Origin of the sequence: Alteromonas lipotrueiana, from assembly GCF_019249245.1 — a bacterium.
Taxonomy (GTDB): Bacteria; Pseudomonadota; Gammaproteobacteria; order Enterobacterales; family Alteromonadaceae; genus Alteromonas; species Alteromonas lipotrueiana.
In genome coordinates this window covers 113,808-135,706 of sequence record NZ_JAESDK010000007.1, presented here as the reverse complement: position 1 = coordinate 135,706, position 21,899 = coordinate 113,808, and the positions used below count along the sequence as shown (strand labels likewise).

15 protein-coding genes are annotated in these 21,899 nt (G+C 46.9%); 5 read left to right on the top strand and 10 right to left on the bottom strand.

Features of this window, described 5'->3' with window-relative positions; genetic code table 11:
- Position 1: 1 nt before the first annotated feature.
- Genes JK130_RS07000 through JK130_RS06975 form a run of 6 tightly spaced genes read right to left on the bottom strand, consistent with a single transcriptional unit; the run spans position 2 to position 8,823 of the window.
- Positions 2-619 carry an ATP-binding cassette domain-containing protein gene (locus tag JK130_RS07000; protein ID WP_218353600.1) on the bottom strand — a complete coding sequence of 206 codons (618 nt, stop codon included), beginning with the start codon at positions 617-619 and terminating at the stop codon, positions 2-4.
- The gene (locus tag JK130_RS06995; protein WP_218353599.1) at positions 613-2,343 is read right to left on the bottom strand and encodes an ABC transporter permease; all 1,731 of its coding nucleotides are present in this window, start codon (positions 2,341-2,343) and stop codon (positions 613-615) included. The genes JK130_RS07000 and JK130_RS06995 overlap by 7 nt, the downstream gene beginning before the upstream one ends.
- A complete protein-coding gene (locus tag JK130_RS06990) occupies positions 2,344-3,513 on the bottom strand; it encodes an ABC transporter substrate-binding protein (protein ID WP_246587717.1) in 1,170 nt (389 codons plus the stop codon).
- A complete protein-coding gene (locus tag JK130_RS06985; RefSeq protein ID WP_218353598.1) occupies positions 3,500-4,321 on the bottom strand; it encodes a DUF547 domain-containing protein in 822 nt (273 codons plus the stop codon). The genes JK130_RS06990 and JK130_RS06985 overlap by 14 nt, the downstream gene beginning before the upstream one ends.
- On the bottom strand, positions 4,306-6,459 hold the full coding sequence (locus tag JK130_RS06980) for an FAD-dependent oxidoreductase (protein ID WP_218353597.1): 2,154 nt from the start codon (positions 6,457-6,459) through the stop codon (positions 4,306-4,308). The genes JK130_RS06985 and JK130_RS06980 overlap by 16 nt, the downstream gene beginning before the upstream one ends.
- Before the next feature lie 15 nt (positions 6,460-6,474).
- Complete coding sequence (locus JK130_RS06975; protein WP_218353596.1) at positions 6,475-8,823, bottom strand: TonB-dependent receptor; 2,349 nt, start codon at positions 8,821-8,823, stop codon at positions 6,475-6,477.
- Between the two features lie 153 nt (positions 8,824-8,976).
- On the opposite strand from JK130_RS06975, the gene JK130_RS06970 reads away from it, so the two are divergent.
- Both JK130_RS06970 and JK130_RS06965 read left to right on the top strand, forming a co-directional pair.
- Positions 8,977-9,393, top strand: a complete 417-nt coding sequence (locus JK130_RS06970; protein WP_218353595.1) for a hypothetical protein — start codon at positions 8,977-8,979, stop codon at positions 9,391-9,393.
- A gap of 134 nt (positions 9,394-9,527) precedes the next feature.
- Positions 9,528-11,417: a M1 family metallopeptidase gene (locus JK130_RS06965; RefSeq protein ID WP_218353594.1), complete on the top strand. Its 1,890-nt coding sequence runs from the start codon at positions 9,528-9,530 to the stop codon at positions 11,415-11,417.
- A 36-nt stretch (positions 11,418-11,453) separates the two neighbouring features.
- Here JK130_RS06965 and JK130_RS06960 read toward each other — a convergent pair whose 3' ends face one another.
- From JK130_RS06960 to JK130_RS06945, 4 genes are all read right to left on the bottom strand, one after another.
- Positions 11,454-12,833, bottom strand: a complete 1,380-nt coding sequence (locus tag JK130_RS06960) for a transporter substrate-binding domain-containing diguanylate cyclase (RefSeq protein WP_218353593.1) — start codon at positions 12,831-12,833, stop codon at positions 11,454-11,456.
- A 205-nt stretch (positions 12,834-13,038) separates the two neighbouring features.
- The gene (locus JK130_RS06955) at positions 13,039-13,602 is read right to left on the bottom strand and encodes a PEP-CTERM sorting domain-containing protein (protein ID WP_218353592.1); all 564 of its coding nucleotides are present in this window, start codon (positions 13,600-13,602) and stop codon (positions 13,039-13,041) included.
- 64 nt (positions 13,603-13,666) lie between these two features.
- Positions 13,667-16,807 (bottom strand): S8 family serine peptidase, encoded by a 3,141-nt coding sequence (locus JK130_RS16740; RefSeq protein ID WP_218353591.1) that lies wholly within the window; start codon positions 16,805-16,807, stop codon positions 13,667-13,669.
- A 400-nt stretch (positions 16,808-17,207) separates the two neighbouring features.
- Complete coding sequence (locus JK130_RS06945; protein WP_218353590.1) at positions 17,208-18,383, bottom strand: thiolase family protein; 1,176 nt, start codon at positions 18,381-18,383, stop codon at positions 17,208-17,210.
- A 255-nt stretch (positions 18,384-18,638) separates the two neighbouring features.
- Between JK130_RS06945 and JK130_RS06940 the strand changes: the two genes are divergently transcribed.
- The 3 genes from JK130_RS06940 to JK130_RS06930 all read left to right on the top strand — a co-directional run bounded on the left by JK130_RS06940 (position 18,639) and on the right by JK130_RS06930 (position 21,888).
- Positions 18,639-19,046, top strand: a complete 408-nt coding sequence (locus JK130_RS06940; RefSeq protein WP_218353589.1) for a MerR family transcriptional regulator — start codon at positions 18,639-18,641, stop codon at positions 19,044-19,046.
- Positions 19,043-20,212 carry an isovaleryl-CoA dehydrogenase gene (locus tag JK130_RS06935; protein WP_218353588.1) on the top strand — a complete coding sequence of 390 codons (1,170 nt, stop codon included), beginning with the start codon at positions 19,043-19,045 and terminating at the stop codon, positions 20,210-20,212. The genes JK130_RS06940 and JK130_RS06935 overlap by 4 nt, the downstream gene beginning before the upstream one ends.
- 68 nt (positions 20,213-20,280) lie before the next feature.
- Entirely contained in the window at positions 20,281-21,888 is a 1,608-nt protein-coding gene (locus tag JK130_RS06930; RefSeq protein ID WP_218353587.1) for a carboxyl transferase domain-containing protein, read from the top strand.
- Positions 21,889-21,899 lie beyond the last annotated feature (11 nt).

Genomic DNA, 21,899 nt, shown 5'->3' with positions numbered 1-21,899 from the left:
GTTACACCTTAATTATTTTATCGCCGGTTGCCGCGGCATCTTCTTCATCATGAGTGACAAGCAGCGCGGGCAAACCTGCCTCTCTGATTTTTTCAAACACCCATTGTCGGGTGCTATGTCGGGTAGCGCTATCCAGCTTACTGAAAGGTTCGTCCAACAATAACGCGGCGGGTTCTGATGCCAGCGTTCGAACCAGTGACACCCGCGAGGCCTGACCACCCGATAATGTACTGACCGGGCGCTGGGCCATCTCTCCCAGCCCCACCTGCTCTAACAACTGTCGGGCATATTGTTTTTTGTCACGGTGTTTTTTGCCGGGCATAGCAAAAACGATATTACCGGTGACATCCAGGTGCTCAAACAGCAGCGCATCCTGATACAGCAGCCCTGTGTGCCGCAAATGAGCAGGCATGTTGGTGATATTATGCTGGTTAAGAATAATTTTTCCGCTAAGGCGAAAAGTCTCTGGCAATAACCCGGCAATAGCGGCCAATACCGATGATTTTCCTACGCCTGACGGGCCCATGAGGGTCACTATTTCACCGGGCTTGATCACTGCATTCACCTGCAGCAGGATTTGCGATTTTAGCTGTATCGCAACATCTTCAAGTACTAACACGCAGGGTTCCTTTTAGCAGAGGCGTTAGCCCGTTTGGCAGGGTTAAACAAAAATGTCGGTAGCCACCACGCCAGTACAAATCCGAGTAGGGGTAACAGCATTTGCATAAGGGCGTACACCGCCGTTAGCCGCCGACTGGCGCCAGACGCAATGGCTACCGCTTCGGTGGTAACGGTAGCAAGCCGGCCTCCGCTTACCAATAATGTTGGCAGATACTGACCAAAACTAATGGCCGCACCTAATGCCAGAGCCACCATGATGGGGGCAAATAGAATCGGCAATTTAACTGATAAAAATATCTGGCATGGAGATTTGCCTAAGCTGCTGGCCACATGAACATAACGCACGTCCAACTGACGATAAGCAACGGCTAAAGACAAAAATACATAAGGAATGACATAAATAAGGTGTGCCAGAATAACGGGCACCCACAACGCATCGGCAAATAGCCACTGCCTCACCCATACCAGCCCATACAAAAAAGCCACACCAGGTACCATCAGCGGGATAAACAATAATTTATCGGCCAGCGAAGTTGACGCTCTTTTTATATCACTCTGTTGCTCGTTTTCTAAAAATAACAACACCAGAATTACTGCGATACTGGTGCTGACAAAGCCCATAATCAAAGTATTGCTTATAGGCTGACTTAGCGCCTGCAAGGCGCTGCGCCAATGCAACAGCGTCAATTGCACTGGTGCCAAATCGGGAAACGGCCAGTAACCGGCAACAGAATATCCCACCATGCTCAAAACTAACAATATGGTCGCCAGAGTAAAACAGACAAGTAATATCCCTGCGAGCAGTTTAACAAACACGCTTCCCCAGCGGCGATTACCAGAGGCTAATTGTTGGCAAAACCGCCATTGCCAGATTTTTTCGCCTATCAGCCAAACCGTAACCGCCGCTAAAGTAACCAAAACCTGTAAAATAGCTGCCGCACTGGCCTGAAAACGCATCGACAGATCGGTATAATTAAACCACTGCACTATGGCTACCGCCAGTGTGGGTGGATTCTGAGGGCCTAAAATAAGAGGAATCTCAACGCTGGCACTGGCATAGGCCAATACCGCCAATATGGGTAAACGTAATTGCCGGTAAAGCTGTGCAAATACAATTTTCAAAAAACTGGTTTGATGGCAATAACCTAAGCTTTGGGCCACACGCATCTGCCCTTCAAGTCGTTGTTTTACACTGGGTTGCGATAATATACCCAGCGCCATAAGTAACATAAACGGCAGCTCTTTAATTGCCAGCGCCAGTACAATAACCAGCCCAAAACTGTCATACATTAAACTATCAGTATCAGGCAGAGCCGTGCTGGTCACTGCTGCACTAACCCGGGCTGCCCCGCCAGAAGGTGCCAGTAAAAAGGCCACAGCAATGGCCGCCGCCGCGTGGGGTATAGCCAGTACCGGGCTTAAACCATGCTGGATCAAGCCTAGCCACTTACGCTGATAAAACTGCGCCAACAACGCCACGGTGCCGATAAACGCAATAAGCGTGGCCAGCAGTGCGGTAAACAATGACAAACCTGCCATTTTTGCTATACCAGGATAGGCCAGCAGTCGGGTAATGGGCTCAGAAGACAAAGAATGCTGCTCAAGTGCCGGAAAAAAACCCACGGCTGGTAACATCACCCCCACTACGCCTACCGCCACCGGTACTAGCAAAATAATATAAAAAAGATAACGCGCCAGGCTGAGTACCGTTGTGAACCCCATTTAAAGCCGTGCCCCGTAACGCGCATACCAGGCTTTGCGCAAGGCCGGCGCCCAACTGGCATGGGGCTCTGCCAACAATTTCTGATACGCCCCCGGGGCCAGAGCTGAAGAATGAGACTGAACCTGAAACAGCTTTTGCTGAGCGGCGGGTAATGCATCGATGGCCAATACGGTTTCATCGCCCCACACATCAAGGCGCTGCTTATACGCCTGAGCTTCAGGTGACAATAAAAAATTAGCGACCTTTTTGGCCGCATTTGCCCGAGCGCTGTTAAACGGAATCGCCACAAAATGGACATTCGACAAACTTCCATCACTCATGGCATAAGTTCGCGTAGCTTTTGGTAAGTCAAAACGAGACACCGCTGCCGGAATTTCTGCGGCGGTAAACGAAAAGGCCAGTAATATTTCGTTGTCACTAAATAATTGCTGCAACATCGAGGCCTGTCGAACAAAAAACTCACCTTGTTGCCACAACAACGGATGCAGCGTGTCTAAATAATCGAACAATGGCTGAGTTATCCTGGTAAGTGCGTGGTCGGTAACCGGCTGATACAAAAGTTGCTGACGAGTGGGGTTTAAAGCTAACGCGGCGTATTTTAAAAAGCTTATTCCAAGAAAATCATCGGGGAGCGGATACGCAAAGCGCCCAGGATGTTGCCGGGCAAAATCTAGTAACTCAGCCAACGAAGTCGGGGGGCTAGATAGCTGTTGTTGATTGTAATAAAACACCATCGCAGCTTTACCCCAGGGGGCTTCCTGGCCATCGGTAGCAACCCCGAAATCCATCCGCATGGATGGATTTTTATCAGGTTGAGTTAACGCAAAATTGGGAAGCTGCCCCGCCCAGTCACTCAACAGTAAATGACTTTGCTTCATTGCTGCAAAGTTTTCGCCATTAATCCATAACAAATCAATACTGCCGTTAGCCAGATTACCTGCTGCTTTTTCGGCCAGCACCCGGGTTACGGCATCACTGGTATCGGCCAGTTTCACGTGGTTTACTGTTATGTCGTAGCGCGCCTGAGTTTGCTTTGACACCCATTGTAAATACTGATTAACCTGAGGACTGCCCCCCCAGCCAAAAAACTGCACTGTGGTTGCGCTAACCTGGCCGGTTAAACCAGCCCAGCACAGCAGCCCAATGATACACATTTTACTCAGTGTCATTTAACGACCAGTCATACTCTAAAAAACCAATATCGACTGCATTATTGCTAAGTTGTGTCTGTTGCGCATCGGTCAGCTTCATGGCTGACGCATACTGGCTAAAAAAATCACCCAGGCCGGTTTTTTCAGAACGCTTTTGAGCGGTGAAATCTTCTTTGTACCAGTCAAATATTTTTGAGACCCGTAGACCATCTTTGGTCATACGGTTTCGACTCTCGTCAGATAAAAAGCGCTGTGTTTGCTCACTAAGTTGTTGCTCTAGTTTTTGCGCGGTATACGCTTCTTCTCGCAACGCCGGACAGCCAACGCTGGCACAGTTCACCGCAAAATGAATGCGTGGCTCATTGAAGCCGGGAAACGCCCGGCTTTGCCCTCGAATCATGCCATGCTCAATATCATCCAGCGTGCGTTTTTCACCCAACAACAAAGCTACTGGCTGGTTCCAGGCTGACGAGAAAAATCCTCCAATGTCTTTGATTGAGTCTATATCGTCATAGTGCTTTATAATAAGTGCCAGGGTATGTGCATTGTAAGCATTGATCAGAAAAGCCAGTTGCCTTTCTCGCGACCACTGTTCATATTCTTCCTTACTTATGGCCTTTAGTGTCGATAAGTACTGATTTAATGGCTCCTGGTCATTTGCCAGCGCCGCATAGTCCACCACAGTACTGTGCGGTGAAGTGGTTTCGACATATTGTTGCAACACCGCATTATAAGGCCGGTGTATCGAATCCTCGGCGCTAACTGAGGCTGCTGTCAGCCACAGTAACATTGCTATCATTAACGGCTTTTTTATTTGCGACGCCATGTGTGATATTTCTCCACCCAGTTTAGTAGTGATTCAGGACTGTTGGCTTTTTTCCAGTTACCCGCAGCGTATTTTGCTCCTTCAGCCCAGGTCGGATACGCATGAATAGTGCCCAGTATTTTATTCAATCCCAGCTTGTGCTTCATTGCCAGAACAAATTCGGCTAATAAATCACCGGCATGCTCACTTACAATGGTGACACCCAAAATTTTGTCTTTACCGGGCGGGGTCAGTACTTTAATAAAGCCCTGACGCGCACTTTCGGTTACCGCCCTATCAAGTTCAGCAAATTCGTAACGGGTTACTTCTACGTCGATATTTTTTTCTTTGGCCTCGGTTTCGTTTAGCCCTACCCGAGCTACCTCCGGGTCGACAAAGGTAGTCCAGGGGATTACCCGATAATCAACTTTGAATTTTTTAAAGGTACCAAATAAAGCGTTTACGGCGGCGTACCACGCCTGATGCGAGGCCACGTGGGTAAACTGATAAGGTCCAACCACATCGCCGGCAGCATAAATATTAGGAAAACGGGTTTGTAAAAATTCATCAGCTTCAATGGTGCGATCAAAGTTAATACCTAACTCTTTAAGCCCAAAGCCTTCAAGTCGCGCTTTACGTCCCACTGCCACAATAACCTCATCGTACTCAATGGTTTTGCGTTCATCGTTATGTGTTACCTGTAGTTGACGGGTTTCGCTTTTTTGGCTGAATTGTCCAGCTTTGTGACCGGTCAGTATTGTTACGCCCGAAGCTTCAAGGGTATCGGTAACAAAGCGGGCAATTTCAGCGTCTTCGCGGCCCATGATTTGTTTTGCTTGCTCTACTATGGTGACCTGGCTGCCCAAACGCGAAAACGCTTGAGCTAATTCACAACCAATAGGCCCGCCACCCAATACCACCAGTCGCTTAGGTGCATGTTCACGGTCACAAAAGACGTTCCACATAGTGTCAGAAGTAACATACCCGCTTTGTTCAATACCCTTAAGCGGCGGCACAAATGGCCTTGCACCGGTGGTAACCACAATACTGCGGGTGGTCAACGTTTGTACCTGGCCATCATCGCGGGTTATCTCGACGCGCCACGGATCAACAATTTTGGCATACCCTTTCACCACATCCACACCCAGTTCGGTATAGCGCTGTACACTGTCATTGGGGGAAATGGTTGCAATAACTTCATGCACCCGCTTAATCACCTGCTTGAATGAAATAGCAATAGGGGTGTCGGTGAGACCATAGCGACTGGCGTTGGCCGATTGACTGGCGACCTTGGCGCTTTTTATCAGCGCTTTGCTGGGTACACACCCGTAGTTTAAACAGTCGCCTCCCATTTCTGATGCTTCAACAAGGGTCACTTTCGCCTTTACAGCCGCGGCAATATAACTGGTTACCAGCCCGCCAGCCCCTGCCCCAATAACCACCAGATTGCGGTCAAATGACGCAGGCTTCTGATAGCCTTTATACACCCGCCGGCGATTGACAATTGTCACAATAGCCTTGGCAATCCAGGGAAAAATTCCTAACAATACAAAACTTAATATCAGATCAGGCGACACGATGCCTGATAACGAGTCAAGCTGTGCAAGCTGAGTACCGGCGTTAACATAAACTAACGTTCCCGCCAGCATTCCTAATTGGCTAACCCAGTAAAACGTACGGGTTTTGAGGCTGGTTAAGCCCATTAGTAGATTGATGGCAAAAAATGGGAAAACCGGCACCAGCCGTAAGGTAAATAAATAGAATGCGCCTTGTTTTTCAACCCCTTCATCAATTTTTTTAAGCTTCTCCCCAAACCGTTTTTTCACCGTATCGCGAAATACAAAGCGGGCACTTAAAAAAGCCAGAGTCGCACCGATGGTTGAAGCAAATGACACCAACAGCAAACCCAGCCACAACCCAAACAGAGCGCCGGCAGCCAGTGTTAAAATTGCGGCCCCGGGTAAGGACAAAGCGGTAACAGCCACATAAATTGCAAAAAATACGCTAATGCTTAAAACAGGGTTCTGATCAATATACTCGCTGAACTCATCCACTGATTCTTTTAACCCGGTAAGGGTTAAGTACTGGTTAAGATCGAATACAAAAAAAGCCGCCACCAGGGCCGCAATAATGCCTAACAATGCTGCTTTTTTTAACATGATTTTCTTCCGTTTTTAAAATGCATATCGCATTGTTATTTTTGAATGTCTGGGTAGCTCTGGCATGACTAAGTCAGCACCAAAGTAGCCCCCTTCAAACACCGGCTGCCAGTTGTCTTCATCGGTCACATTGACCATATCAAAACGTACCTGCAAATTGGGCATAATTTGGTAAGATGCGTTGAGATCCCAGCGTATCTGGTCGCGAATGAACACAGTTTGTAAAAAATCTAACGGGAATGATTTGGTATAAACAAAGCTGCTGCCTACTTCAATTTCAGGTGTAATATTCCAGCCGCCGTTTACGGCGAAAAGCTGGGGTACCACCCCCTGAACCTGAGAATCGGACGGAGCAAAGGCGGCAAAAGACGGCGAGCCTACCCCGGTACCACGTATTATATCTGGCGCGCTGTTATCAAAAACATCGGCTACCTGACGCGTTCCCTGAAATGCAGCGGAGTCATCGAACCGGGCATCCAGGTAACTGTAGCTGGCGTTTAGCCAATAACCTGAAGCCTGATAAAATGCCTGCACCTCAAACCCTTTGGTTTTAATGCCAGTGTTACTGCCGTCGCGGTTACGTAAACTGCGAGTTTGCTCAAATACAGCAAACTCAGCATACAATGCTTCGCTCGGGGCATACTTAAGCCCGGTTTCATAAAGGGTGTTTTCGGTATTAAAGTTGGCTTCGCTAATTTGATTGTTTGCGCCCAAAACTGTGCCACCGGCCATACTGTTTGAGGTCGCGTCATTGTTGCTGTATGCCGCATAAATATTCAGAGCAGGAGTAATTGCGTAAGTGGCGTTTAGTTGGGCGCTATATAGCCAGGTATTAAAAGTATCTGAAGCAGGCGTTACACCCTGTGGCGGTAATGCATCCTGCGCGCTTACGTCATAATAATCCGCTCGTACTCCCACTATGGTCGAGAAACGAGAAGTCCAGTCAGATTGTTGTTGCAGCGCCAAGCCGGTTTGCCACGTGGTCGAGTCGGTAGTATCAGATAAGTTAAAGTCGCCCTGCCCGTCGTTGTTAACATCGTACTGGGCACCGGGTGAAACAAATACGTTATCCTGCAAGGCAACTAGCCGTTGTCGCTGACTTTCGTTCAACGGGATGAGACGCGCAGCTAACGGTCCGGTCAAATCAATCGGATTATCGGCCTCAGTGGTGAACTGGCTGTATCCAAGAACATCGTTATAACGAATATCCAAAGCCACAGTGGTTGTCTGGTGGTCATTTAACCGGATATCTAGTTCAGTGCGGTTTTGCGCAGTGTGCGCGCCGTCAATAATCTCAACAAAGCTATTGGTGGCAATTTCTTCACGTTCAAGATATTGGTAGTAGCTTATATTTCGTAGTTGTAAGTCTGAGGAAAGTTCGCTGTTTACGCTGCTCCGCAAAATTGTTGTTTTTGCATTGTTTATGTCATCCGGGTGGGTCAAAACATTAGAGCGATCGATGTAAACCTGCCCCTGTGGCGACACAATTGCTCCGCTGCCAGGTACAGTGCTGCCATTCGGTTGTACGCCTTGTCCGGTTATATAAAGATTATCATCAATCAACGCCTGGGTTGGGCGGTTAATGCCAGCAATGTCAGGGTATTTGGCATCAAAATATTCAACACTGACATCCCAAAGCGTTGTTGGGCTAATGCGGTGGCGTAGCGTTACAAAAACATTTTCACTTTGTTCGCTGGCGTGTTGATAAAAACTGTTGTTGTCTATCCACTGCGTACTGAGTCTTATGGCAGTAGTGTCAGCGGCAAGTATATGAGAATAGTCCACCGATGCACTATATTGATCCCAACGACCGGCACTTAATTGGGCAAAACCCAGATTTTGGGTAAGCGATGCGGTTTTACTTTGAACATTCACAAACCCGCCATTACGTTGCGTGCTACCCAGCAGCACCGTAGGCGGGCCTTTCACAATGTCCATTTGCCCCACGCTGTTAAATGAAAACGGCAGACCAAAGCCATTGTTACCCGCCTGGCGTCGGATGCCATCCTGAAACAACTCTCCTAACTGGCCACGCATTGATGGCAAACTAGGTGTGCCAAAGCCACTGGATGCATAGGTATTGGGTGCTACCCGAGCAATATCATGCAAGCTATCAATATTATACTGAGTCAATGCTTCGTCTGATAACGAGGTGATAGCCCGGGGAATATCACTGACCGCCATTTCTTGGCCAAACAGGCCGCCCGCTTTACCAGCACCCGGATTTAGCGAAATTTGCTGACCTTTATCGCCGGTAACTTCAATTACCTCGATATTAGTTTGGGCCTGAACCCCGCTGGCTGTACTTACAGCGCTCAGAATTGCAAAATGTAAATAATGGCGCCTGCCAATAACCTTGCTCATGAATTTTCCAGTAAAATATGCTTACCTGTATCGACCGATACGTGCTAATAAAACTTTCAGTACAAATAAAAAAAATTTTTAATTTTATGAAATAAAACCGCGAGTTATTCGTTCTTGTGTCATATCAAATAATATCAGACTTTAGGAAAACTTATGTCTCAACCCTTGAGCTCTACACTACAATCCCGCCTTAGCTGGTCTTTACTGGCCCTTCGCCTGACCGTGTTTTTGGTTCTTCTTGTCTGGACCCTGGACAAATTTGTAAACCCGGCACACGGTATTCGAATTTTTGAGTCGTTTTATGCTATTAAGGGTGTAGGTGAAATGGCGATATATGCATTGGGATCATTACAGATTGTGTTGATACTGGCTTTTGTTGCCGGTGTTGCTAAGCGCTGGACTTATGGCCTTGTGTTTATTTTGCATGGGGCCTCCACACTGTCTTCATTCCCGCAGTATTTAGATGCATTTAATAACTTACTGTTTTTTGCAGCCTGGCCTATGTGGGGCGCTTGTTTCGCCTTGTATCTGCTACGCGATGCGGACACTCGTTTTACGTTGTCAAAGTAAATAACGGATACCGTATTGTGACCGGCACCTCCATAGTGCCGGTTTATCTAAAACCCGCTGTACAACGGCGCCCATCACGATACCATTACCCCACACTATTTACCCATCTTCAAACACCAGCAATAAGGATAATAATGAATAGATTAAATTGGGTATGGCTTGCATCACCCTTGCTTTTTGCCTGTAGCGAAACGGTGAGACAAGACTCTTCTTTACAGCCAACCAAGCCCCAGCCGGCTACCGAGCAATTTGAAGCCAGTACCGATTACCACTCTTTTTCTAATCCTGATCAGATTAAAGTTACGCATCTTGATCTAGACCTTACCGCAGATTTTGAACGCAGCGTGCTGCATGGACAGGCGACCCTGAGCTTCGAACGCATAGACCATTCAGCTAAATCACTTATTGTTGATACCCGCGATCTTAAGATTGCCAGTGTTACCGTCGATGGCACCGAGGTAGAGTATTCCCTCAAACCTGCAGATCCTGAGCTAGGCGCCGCATTGCAGATTATGCTGCCAAAAACGGCCAGTCAGGTGACCATTGATTACCAGACGTCACCTTCGGCCTCCGGTGTTCAATGGCTTACCCCCGAGCAAACTGCCGGTAAACAGCATCCGTTTTTATTTACTCAGGCTCAGGCGGTACACGCCCGTAGTTTTATTCCGTTACAAGACTCGCCGCAGGTACGAATGACCTATGACGCGACCATACATACACCAGAAGAATTACTGGCAGTGATGAGCGCATCAAACGACCCCGACACCGCCCGTGATGGCGAATATCATTTCACTATGCCCCAGCCTATTCCTTCGTATTTAATCGCGCTGGCTATTGGTAACCTTGACTTCAAAGCCATGGGAAAACGCACCGGCGTTTACGCAGAGCCTGAATTACTGGCCTCGGCGGCGGCTGAGTTTGAGGACACGGAAAGTATGCTTGAGCTGACCGAAAAAACCTTTGGCCCATATCAATGGGACCGCTACGATTTACTTATTTTACCGCCGTCATTTCCGTTTGGCGGAATGGAAAATCCCAGGCTTTCGTTTATAACACCAACGGTGATTGCCGGCGACAAAAGTCTGGTGGCTCTGATTGCTCATGAACTGGCTCATAGCTGGTCGGGTAATACAGTGACCAATGCCACCTGGCGAGATTTGTGGCTGAATGAAGGTTTTACTACCTATCTGACTTATCGGATTATGGAACAGTTGTATGGTGAAAATCGCTATAATATGGAAGCTGTATTAGGCTACCAAAGTTTGCAAGCTGATCTGAAAGCGTTAAAAGATAAAGATGAAATTTTGGCTATAGATCTTCGGGGCCGAAATCCTGATGATGTTTTTTCAGATATTCCCTATGAAAAAGGCGCGTTGATGTTGCGCGAAATAGAACAAAAGGTAGGCCGTGAAAATTTTGATGCATTTTTGCTGAATTACTTTGAGCACTTTGCTTTTAAGAGTATTACCACTCAAAGCTTTATCGATTATTTAGACCAGACATTGCTTGAACAATACCCTGAAAAACTGAGTAAACAACGTATTGAGCAGTGGATTTTTGAGCCTGGGTTGCCCAAAGGCGCACCCGTACCGCAGTCAGACGCTTTTAGTAACATAGATAAGCTACGAAATGCCTGGCTGGACGAAAATATAGCCGCATCAGAAATCAAAACTGACGCATGGACGACTCATGAGTGGTTGTATTTCTTAAATAACTTGCCGCAAGAATTGTCTGAAGAACAGTTAAACGAGCTCGAGGCTCAGTTTGACCTGACCGCGTCACAAAATAACGAAATTGCACATAGCTGGTTGATGATTGCGGTTAAAAATGAGTACAAGCCAGCTTATGATCGACTTTACGAGTACCTGGTAAGTATTGGCCGTAATAAGTTAGTTAAACCTTTGTACCGCGAACTGTCTAAAACCTCAGAAGGCAAAGCATTTGCCACTAAAGCATTTAATGAAGCGAAATCGGGTTATCACCCCCTAACCATAAAAGCCAATCAGGGCTTTGTAGAAAAATAATATAAATAACGCTGGTAACAATCTCGTTACCAGCGTTTAAAAGTAATCCAGATTTACAACACCCCCGCCCTGACGGCGTGCCTGATATAAAATACTGCAAGCTTGCTCGTACCAATCATTAAAAGACCAGTTGTCTTTTAATGCCGCAACGCCTGCTGCAATATTTACTTCAAAGCCTTGTTCAGTAGCCGCTGACTCAATGCTACTTAATAGCCTATGGGTGAGGGTTGTTGCATCGTCCTGGTTTGTCTGGGGACATAAAAATACTAACTGCTCGTTATTCCAACGGGCCACCACGTCCACTTCGCGAACCGAAGCCATACAGGCTTTGCCGATAGTGCGTAAGAAAACCGCGTTGCTATATTTCTTGGCTTCATCGGTATTAGGTTTAATTCTAATAAGCTCCATCACCACTAAAGAGGCGGGCGAATTAAATCGCGTATAACGAGATATTTCTTCTTCACCTTTTAAAATAAAATGGTTTCGGTTGTATAGCCCCGTGACTGCATCGTGATTCGTTAAAAATTCAATAGTTCGGCTTTTTTCAAGAATTACGGCCTGTTGCGAAGCTATTTCGGCAGACTGGCTATTTAATTTTTGTTTAAATTCCCTAAATGCATGTCGCCGCCAAAAAACAGCCCCAGCAATAAGCAAACACAACAGTGCTATAACCACAATAGGCCATAATTTTTGATGCTGACGAACCTTAATTGGGTTCCATTGTTTAAACAGCTCGACACTACGGTTTTGAGGTATTGCGTTTATGCCCGACTCCAGTAAAGGCAAAAGCGTGGCTTTTACAGCAGGGCTTACAGCAAAATGCAAACCATCATACGGATGCGCTATTCCGACAATCGCAAAATCATCTTCATGTTTGTTAAGGTAAGCATTAACGCTTAATAATGAGCCTACCATTACATCAATATCGCCGCGCTGTAGCGCGCGAAAGCTTGCGTACTGTGAATCAAACAGAACAACATGTATCGCGGGATAGTAGCGAGCCAGATAGTCACGATGTTGATAATCTTTTACTACCCCCAGGCGACGGCTTCCTATACCGCCATACCCTTGCAACATCGGGCTACCATGTTGAGCGATTAAAACATCCGGAATATCCATAAAGCTTTGTGAAAAAACGATGGACGGATCGTTGGCTCCCACATTTTTATTAAGAACTGCAACCTGACATTGGTTTGTATCCAGATAGGTGAGACTCTGTTGCCAATTTTTGGTGGGGACCAGATGAAATTCAATCCCCGTAAGCTCACTGACTAAGCGTAAATAATCAGCAATAAGGCCGATGTGATGGGTATTGCGAACCGCCTCGTAGGGCAGCCAGTTTTGCTGGGCGCAATAATTCACCTGGGTTTGTTGTGCCCCAGCGTACCCTGAGACCCCAAAAAAAAGGGGGATCATGATATAGATTATTGCATATCTGAGCACAAGCACCTGATTTTAAATGGTAAAGCGTATATAAGAGTATCTATGTTTAAAGGCTGTTTTGCAATACAACTAATGTTTCAGATAGCATCTACTTTCGTAAGCCCGTGCTCGATTCACTTACAAACAGACACAAAAAAGCCCTCGCAAAGGAGGGCTAAAGTATGACTAGATCTGGCTTTTATCGACGCTGACGACGCGCGGTAAGTAACAGCATCATACCCAAAGCAAAAACTGACAATACTGAAGGTTCTGGTACGACAGAAAAATCTGTTGTATCGCCAAATTCTGAAATTAATAGGTTTCCGTCAAGGTCAAACACCTGAAACGAACTGAAAGTTGGAAAGGCTCTGTCAAAGAAAAAGCTAACAGCTACCGTTTCTCCAAATACCTGTGAATCAATATCAAATGCCAGAAAATCAAAGCCCTTGGTAAGGTCAGTTAAATCCTGAACAATTTCAAACTGAAATACGTCATTAACTACATCAACCGCTTCGCCCAAAAATGAAAAGCTTTCTAATACAAAAAGGTCGGGATTAAAAAAGCTGTCTACGCTGGTTAAATCGCCACCGTCTACAATGAATTGACCTAATGCTTCATTATTTACATCAACACCGATAGAGGCAATGGTTGCACCGCCCACATTAACCTGCTGATTTATAAACGCGGCATTAGCAGACAACGACGCAGTTGCTGCTGTAAGCATAATTGTTGCTGAACATAGTAATTTTTTTAGAGACATCATTTGTGTATTCCTTTTTTAATATTATGGGGCCCGTCGGGCCCCTACTTCATTATTATTGTTATTATTATTTACGCACTTCCATCACAGTGGTGCCCTGAAGGTTACCCTCACTGTCATAGAAGCTTACACTGCCCATGTGAATGCCTTCACTAAGACCACGTGTAACAACATTTACATTATTAAACCGCCCTTCTATCGCACGACGTGATGAAGTCACTCGCAAATTGCGGTTTTTGCCATCAACCACCCAGCCTTGCACACTAAAGTCTGTTACTCCCTCTGGAACAAACCAGCCATGTACAAATGTCAGATAGAAGTTACCAGGTAGCTCACCCGCTGCCGGTTCTGGGTTTGTAATAATCACATCTTCGTTAGAACCTGGGTTTTGCGAAGAATCAAGTTGGGCACATGAGTACTCGATACAGCGATACACATATAGATCCAAATCAGCGCCGTCTTTTTCTACCAACTCATCACGCATCGAGAAGCGAGCAACGGTAGAGCCAGCAGGAACCGACCAGGTTGTATAAACCGTACCTTCACCTAAGAATACAAATGATTGAGACGGATCCTGTGTGACCTGGTCACTGTAGAACTCACCTGCATCCAATCCGGCATAGTCAATACTGGTTGAGCCGCTATAACGCATTTCAACCGGGAATGATGCACGACCACGCTTAAGCTCTAAAGTAACCGATTCTGGCACATCAATCTGAACATCAACAGCAGGCATTACTGCAATTGGGCTACGAACTTCTTTGCCATCTTCACCTGTAAGTGTAATAGCGCCAAATATCCATTCACCAATAACCGCGTCGCTGTTTTTCTCAAAAGTAACGCCGTAAGCAGCCTGACCACCTTGTGCTACCACTACGTTATTGCTTTCGGTCAGCTGACCTTCGCCATTATAAGTAGCGACTGAAACATCCAGACCTTCCAGCCCTTCAAGGCTTACCGTGTAGTTACCGCCGGTACCAGAAACATCGGTTACCGTTCTGAATACAGTTTGGCTACCTTGCAATTCACCGATAGCGATAGACGGATAGTTAAGCTGTGAGGGATCAGTCAGGAATCCGGCATTTTCATAGGCTGCACAGCTGAATCCACTTGAATCTGCAACAAACGTTTCTTCACCCAAGCCACACATAAAGGCCATGTAGTCAAAGAAGCCTGCATCGTAGGTCAGTCCAGGTGCTCTGGCATCGGCTGGCGCAGCGTGTCCGGCGCCAAAGTCGAAGGGGTCGGCTGGAATAACGCCGTCTTCTTTAGTTACACCCTGATAAGCCGTTGTCATTAGCGCTGATTTAACCTGAGCCGGAGACCAGGTTGGGTGCTCACCCATTAGCAATGCGGCCATACCCGCAATGTGGGGCGATGACATAGACGTACCGCTTAAGTACGCTACCTGCTGGCCTTGCTCACCGAACATTGGCGTGTCGGTGGTTGCCGCAAGAATACGAACGCCCGGGGCAGTAATGTCAGGTTTGATAACATCGGTGGTAGAAGCGTTAGGACCACGTGATGAGAAGCCAGCCATCATGTTGCCTTGTTCTATCTGATCCATAAAGATAGATGCGCTAAGCTCAACATTAACAGTATCGCCATTGTTCAGTGCAGCAGCCAGACTGTCTCCGTCCTGCGCGCCAATCATGCCTCCGGGAATTTCGCCAACAAAATTGCCACCTAGTGACGTAATAGGATTGCCTTCTACAGTGTAAACCACAACCGCAGATGCGCCTGACTCAACCGCACGGGTTACTTTTTGTGTAAAAGCACATTCACCACGTTGAATCAGCACGATATTGCCGTTTACTTCGTCAGCATTCGCTAAAGGCGTAGGGGTTGCGCCGTCGTCATAACAGGCAAGAAGAGGTTCTGCTAAAACTAATTCACCTGCCACCGGACCGGTTTCAGATAATGGCTTGGTAATAGACCCTTCAACAAAACCGAAACGTTGTTCTTCACCTGCAATATTAGCCAGTAACGCATTGGTTTTGCTTACACCATCATAGGTTGACGCACCCACTGTAGTTACCCACGGAGCAGGTGTGCCGATAGTTTGAGTCGCCGGGCCTGAGTTACCAGCAGAAACTGCCACAAATACACCTGCATCAGCGGCGCGTAACATGGCGGCGGTAGATGGATATGTCAGGTCGGTACGGCTTCCACCGATAGAAAAGTTAAGTACATCAACACCGTCTTCCACAGCCTGATCGATAGCGGCCATTGAGTCAGCCGGGAAACATCCCGCCTGGTCGTCGCCCTCAGGCGTGGTGTAATCAGAATTCCAACATACTTTATACGCCGCAACACGGGCACGAGGCGCAATACCAGACATTACGCCCAGTTCAGCACCATTTCTCATGGCCACCACACCTTCGTTACCGGCGGCGGTACTGGCCGTATGGCTACCGTGTCCATCAGCATCACGCGGACTTAAAAACTCGCCCAGCTCAGTTTGGATGTCATAAACAGAAGCAAACGTGTCACCATAATAGCGCGCACCAATTAACTTGTTGTTACACGAGAAGCTTTCGTCTTCGCCGGTAACACATTCCCCACTCCAGTCTAAAGTGCTTTTATCTGAATAACTGCCATCATCTGCAAAGCTTGGATTCTCAGGGGTAATACCGGTATCAAGAATACCGACGATAACATCTTCACCTTTAAGCCCGACCGCATGTTGACCTTCGCCAGTTGTTAAACCAAGAAACTCTGGGGTGTTGGCGGTATCGATGGTGAACATCTCATCTTCCCATACACCCACTACATCAGGATTAGAACGTAGCGCTTCAGCCTGCGATTTTGACATTGCTGCAGCAAAACCATTAAAGGTATGAACATAATTATGCAATACCTTAACAGTGCCTGACGCGCTGGCAATCTGCTGTTGACGTGATTTTAATTTGTTGGTGTAGGCCTGAATTTTACTGCTACCAGCATTGTAACGATTACCTTTAATGGCCACCGCCTGATTATTTGGAACCAGTTCGCCAATTTCACCTGCGTAGGTAATTGCAGAGGCATCTTTTAACTGAACTATATAAACGCCTGAATTTGTTCTTGGTGATTGTACAGGACCGACTTGTTTTAGCTTACCTGGATCTGAAACGGCAATCTGATTGCTTGCAAATGCAGCTGGCATTAGCGAAGCGGTCACAGCCATAGATACCATGGTTCCTAATAGATGTTTCTTGAACGTCATTTGCGTCTCCCATCGACACTTTTTTATAGTATTGCATACAGTAAATGCGGTATTCCGTATGTTTTACTGCAGCGTTGCGCCCCTTTTACTGTATTCGCGCAGCAATTATTTTGCTGTCGTATAAAAGAGTTCGCGTTCTGGCAAGTTTCCTATTCTGGATTTTTATTATTATTAGAGGCTGGCGAATATTGTTACTCAAATATTAATCAGCTATGAAAATATGCAAGACTCTGGCGGTAATTGCAATATATTGATGTAAAAGATATTTTTATTTCGACGAAGGTATAATATTTGGGTTTATGTAAAAAAACCTGACATGAATGCCAGGTTTTTTTTATTAACTACTGCAAAAAGAGAAGCTTAGAAAAAAAGCCACCTTTACCAGCATGGAAACTTTTATTTACAGCATTTCTACCGCTAATGCCACACCTTCACCGCCCCCGATACACAGTGAAGCCACGCCCTTACTGGCGTTACGCTTTTGTAAAGCATGCAGCAATGTTACTAAAATACGCGCCCCTGAAGCACCGATAGGATGGCCTAGCGCACATGCTCCACCATGAATGTTAACTTTATCTTCATTCAGGCCCATTTTGCGAACAGCCAGCATGGTGACCATGGCGAAGGCCTCATTAATTTCGAATAAATCAACGTCGTCTTTGCTCCAGCCAGCTTTATCTAATACTTTCTCCATGGCCCCTACCGGTGCCACTGTGAAGTTTTCAGGTTCAATGGAATGGGTGGCATGAGCCACAATTTTAGCCATAGGCGTCAGACCCATTTCGTTGGCTTTTGTTTCGCTCATTACCAGCAAAGACGCGGCGCCGTCTGAAATTGAGCTAGAATTAGCCGCGGTTACCGTGCCATCCTTTTTAAAGGCCGGCCGCAAACCAGGAATTTTTTCGGGACGCGCATTAGCCGGACCTTCGTCGGTATCCACGGTAATGTCTTCTTTTCGGGTTGACATAGTAACGGGGACAATTTCTGACTTAAAGGCGCCACTTTCTATGGCTTCGTTGGCACGCGATAAAGACCGAAGTGCAAACTCATCCATTTGGCCGCGGGTAATATTTTCTTCATCGGCAGTGTCCTGGGCAAAACAGCCCATTGCCTTTCCGTCATAAGCATTTTCAAGACCATCAAGCATCATATGATCCAGCACCTGACCATGACCCATACGATAACCTGAACGGGCTTTGGGTAGCATGTAAGGTGCATTACTCATGCTTTCCATGCCTCCGGCTATAACTGCCGATGCCGATCCGGCTTTAATGAGATCATGTGCCATCATTACCGCTTTCAGTCCGGAACCACAGACTTTATTGATGGTGGTCACGCCTGCCGAAAGCGGTAAACCGGCGTGTAACGAAGCCTGTCGGGCCGGCGCCTGGCCAAGTCCTGCTGGTAATACACAGCCCATAATGACTTCGTCTATCTGACTTAAGTCAACATTTTCACAACTGGCTTTAATTGCATTTGCGCCCAGTTCAGTAGCAGACATACTACTTAGTGCACCATTAAAGCCGCCCATAGGGGTTCGTTTTGCCGCGACAATAACTACTGTTTCGTTACTCATAATATTTTGCCCTGTCTGTTTACCTAATTTTGTACGCAAACCCTTTTACATATTTTCGATAAATGCTTATTTGGTTTGTTGCGTAATAAATCGTTGCCATGTTGACGTTATGTAATTGTTACTTTACCTTAACGTAATATGCAATTTACGTTAACGTAAACCTCTATAACCAAAGTGTCAAATTGTGAGTGTCAATTAACCTCTGGTCTGTTTTGAAGTTTGCGTTAACACGTTTATATCACAGGGCAATGTGGCATGAGTTATTACGACACTGAAGCAACCTACACCATTGGTGAACTGGCTCGTGAGTTCAGCATTACCCCGCGCTCTATTCGTTTTTACGAAGAACAAAGTTTAATGAATCCGGCCCGAACGGGTCAGAACAGGATTTACGGTAACAAAGACCGGGTAAGGTTAAAGCTTATCTTGCGCGGGAAACGTCTTGGCTTTTCGCTGGCAGAAGTGAAAAAGCTATTTGAATTGTACGATAGCAATCCTGATTCGGCAGTGCAGCTTAAAACAATGCTGCAACTTACCGAACAAAAACGAGCGGTTTTAAATCAGCAGCTTGAAGACATCAATACATTGATGAGTGAGCTGGATGACGTAGAAACTCGTTGTCGCGAGGAGCTGTCTGAACTAAGAAGAGGAAACATCGCATGAATACCCCGTACCCTACCCTTAATTTTGGCCTGGGCGAAGACATTGATATGTTACGCGACCAGGTGTATCAATTTGCCCAAAACGAGATTGCTCCACTAGCAGCACAGGCAGACGAAGATAATAGCTTTCCAAACCAGCTTTGGCCCAAAATGGGCGAGATGGGCTTGCTGGGTGTTACCGTTGCCGAAAAATTCGGCGGCAGTGAAATGGGATATCTGGCGCACACCGTGGCCATGGAAGAAATCAGCCGCGCTTCTGCCGGTATAGGATTAAGCTACGGCGCCCATTCTAATTTGTGTGTTAATCAAATACATAAAAACGGGTCAGACGCCCAGCGTGAAAAGTACCTGCCTAAGCTGGTTAGCGGCGAGCATATCGGAGCATTGGCCATGAGTGAACCTAACGCAGGTTCTGACGTGGTCAGCATGAAGCTTAAAGCTGAGAAAAAAGGTGATGTGTACGTACTAAATGGCAATAAAATGTGGATCACGAATGGTCCTGATGCCCACACGTTTGTCATTTATGCCAAAACAGATACCGCTGCCGGTGCCAAAGGCATCACCGCCTTTATTGTAGAAAAAGACACCCCGGGATTCTCCCACGCACAAAAGCTCGACAAACTGGGCATGCGTTCATCTAACACCTGCGAATTGATTTTTGATAACTGTGAAGTTCCCGCGCAAAACATTCTGGGCAAAGAAGGCGAAGGCGTTAAGGTGCTTATGAGCGGGCTGGACTATGAGCGACTGGTTTTGTCAGGGGGCCCGCTAGGAATTATGCAAGCATGTATGGATGTGGTTGTGCCTTATATTCATGAACGTGAACAGTTTGGTCAGTCTATCGGTCAGTTTCAGTTGGTTCAGGGCAAAGTAGCTGACATGTACACCCAGATGAATGCAGCTCGCGCTTATGTTTATACCGTAGCGCGCTCGTGTGACCGTGGTGAAACTACACGCAAAGATGCAGCCGGCGCAATTTTATATTCTGCAGAATTGGCGACAAAAATGGCACTGGACGCGATTCAGCTTCTGGGTGGTAACGGTTATGTGAACGAATATGCCACCGGCCGTTTACTGCGCGACGCCAAGTTATATGAAATTGGCGCGGGTACCTCTGAAATTCGCCGTATGCTTATTGGCCGCGAATTGTTTAAAGAGTCTGAATAAATTAACCCCTGTCACCTTGCGAAAAAACACGTTTTTTCGCAGGGTACTGAATTACGTTGGAGAGACACGTGCCCGTACTTACTAGCACTGTTAATGTAAAATCAGAAGAGTTTAAGGAAAACCAGGCGCATATGCAGGCGCAGGTAGATGACCTTAATGAAAAAGTTACGCAAATTATGCAAGGTGGCGGTCAGCAGTCGGCTGAACGGCATATCTCACGGGGAAAATTACTTCCGCGCGAACGCATAGAAGCCCTACTGGACCCCTGCACCCCTTTTCTGGAAATCAGCCAGCTTGCAGCCTGGGAGGTGTACGATGACTATGTACCGGGCGCCGGGGTTATTGCCGGTATTGGCCGGGTTGAAGGCGTAGAATGTATGGTGGTGGCTAACGATGCTACGGTAAAAGGCGGAACGTACTATCCCCTGACTGTGAAAAAGCATCTGCGGGCCCAGGCTATTGCTGAAGAAAACAATTTACCGTGTATTTACCTGGTTGACTCTGGTGGCGCGAATCTTCCGCGTCAGGATGAAGTTTTTCCCGACAAAGACCATTTTGGCCGAATCTTTTTTAATCAGGCAAATATGTCGGCCAAAAACATTCCACAAATTGCAGTAGTTATGGGATCGTGCACGGCCGGGGGCGCCTATGTGCCAGCAATGGCCGATGTCAGCATAATAGTAAAAGAACAAGGTACCATCTTTTTAGGTGGCCCACCCCTGGTAAAAGCAGCCACCGGTGAGGTAGTCAGCGCAGAAGAGTTAGGCGGTGGTGATGTTCATACCCGTACCTCGGGCGTGGCCGACCAATTGGCCAATAATGACCATCATGCATTGACCCTGGCCCGCGATGCGGTAGCCAGACTTAACCGGGTAAAACCTAAACAGTTAGATACAAAGCCGGCTCAGGAGCCTCTTTACGGTGCCAGTGAAATTTATGGCATTATTCCTAAAGATACACGCAAAACCTTTGATGTACGTGACGTTATTGCCCGTATTACAGATGGCTCAGAATTTGATGAATTTAAGCCGCTTTACGGAACCACTCTGATTTGTGGTTTTGCCCGACTGTACGGTATGCCTGTAGGTATTGTCGCCAACAATGGTATTTTATTTGGTGAAAGCGCCCTAAAAGGGGCGCACTTTATCGAGCTTTGCGCCACCCGCAATATTCCGCTTATTTTCTTGCAAAATATCACTGGCTTTATGGTGGGTAAACAGTATGAGGCTGGTGGCATTGCCAAACATGGCGCCAAAATGGTTACCGCAGTGGCCTGCGCCAATGTTCCAAAGCTTACCGTATTAATCGGCGGTAGTTTTGGTGCCGGAAACTACGGAATGTGTGGCCGGGCTTATGACCCCAGATTCTTGTTTATGTGGCCTAACGCCCGAATCTCAGTTATGGGTGGCGAGCAGGCAGCGGGTGTACTGGCGCAGGTAAAACGCGACCAGAAAGCCCGTAAAGGCGAAGACTGGTCAGCCGAAGAAGAAGCCAGCTTTAAGCAACCGGTAATAGATACCTATGAGCATCAGGGCCACCCCTACTTTGCTTCTGCCAGACTGTGGGACGATGGGGTTATAGACCCCGCCGACACCCGGCTTGTGCTTGGGTTGTCATTGTCTGCTGCGCTCAATAAACCTATTGAACCGACTAAGTTCGGCATATTCAGAATGTAAGGAGCACATTT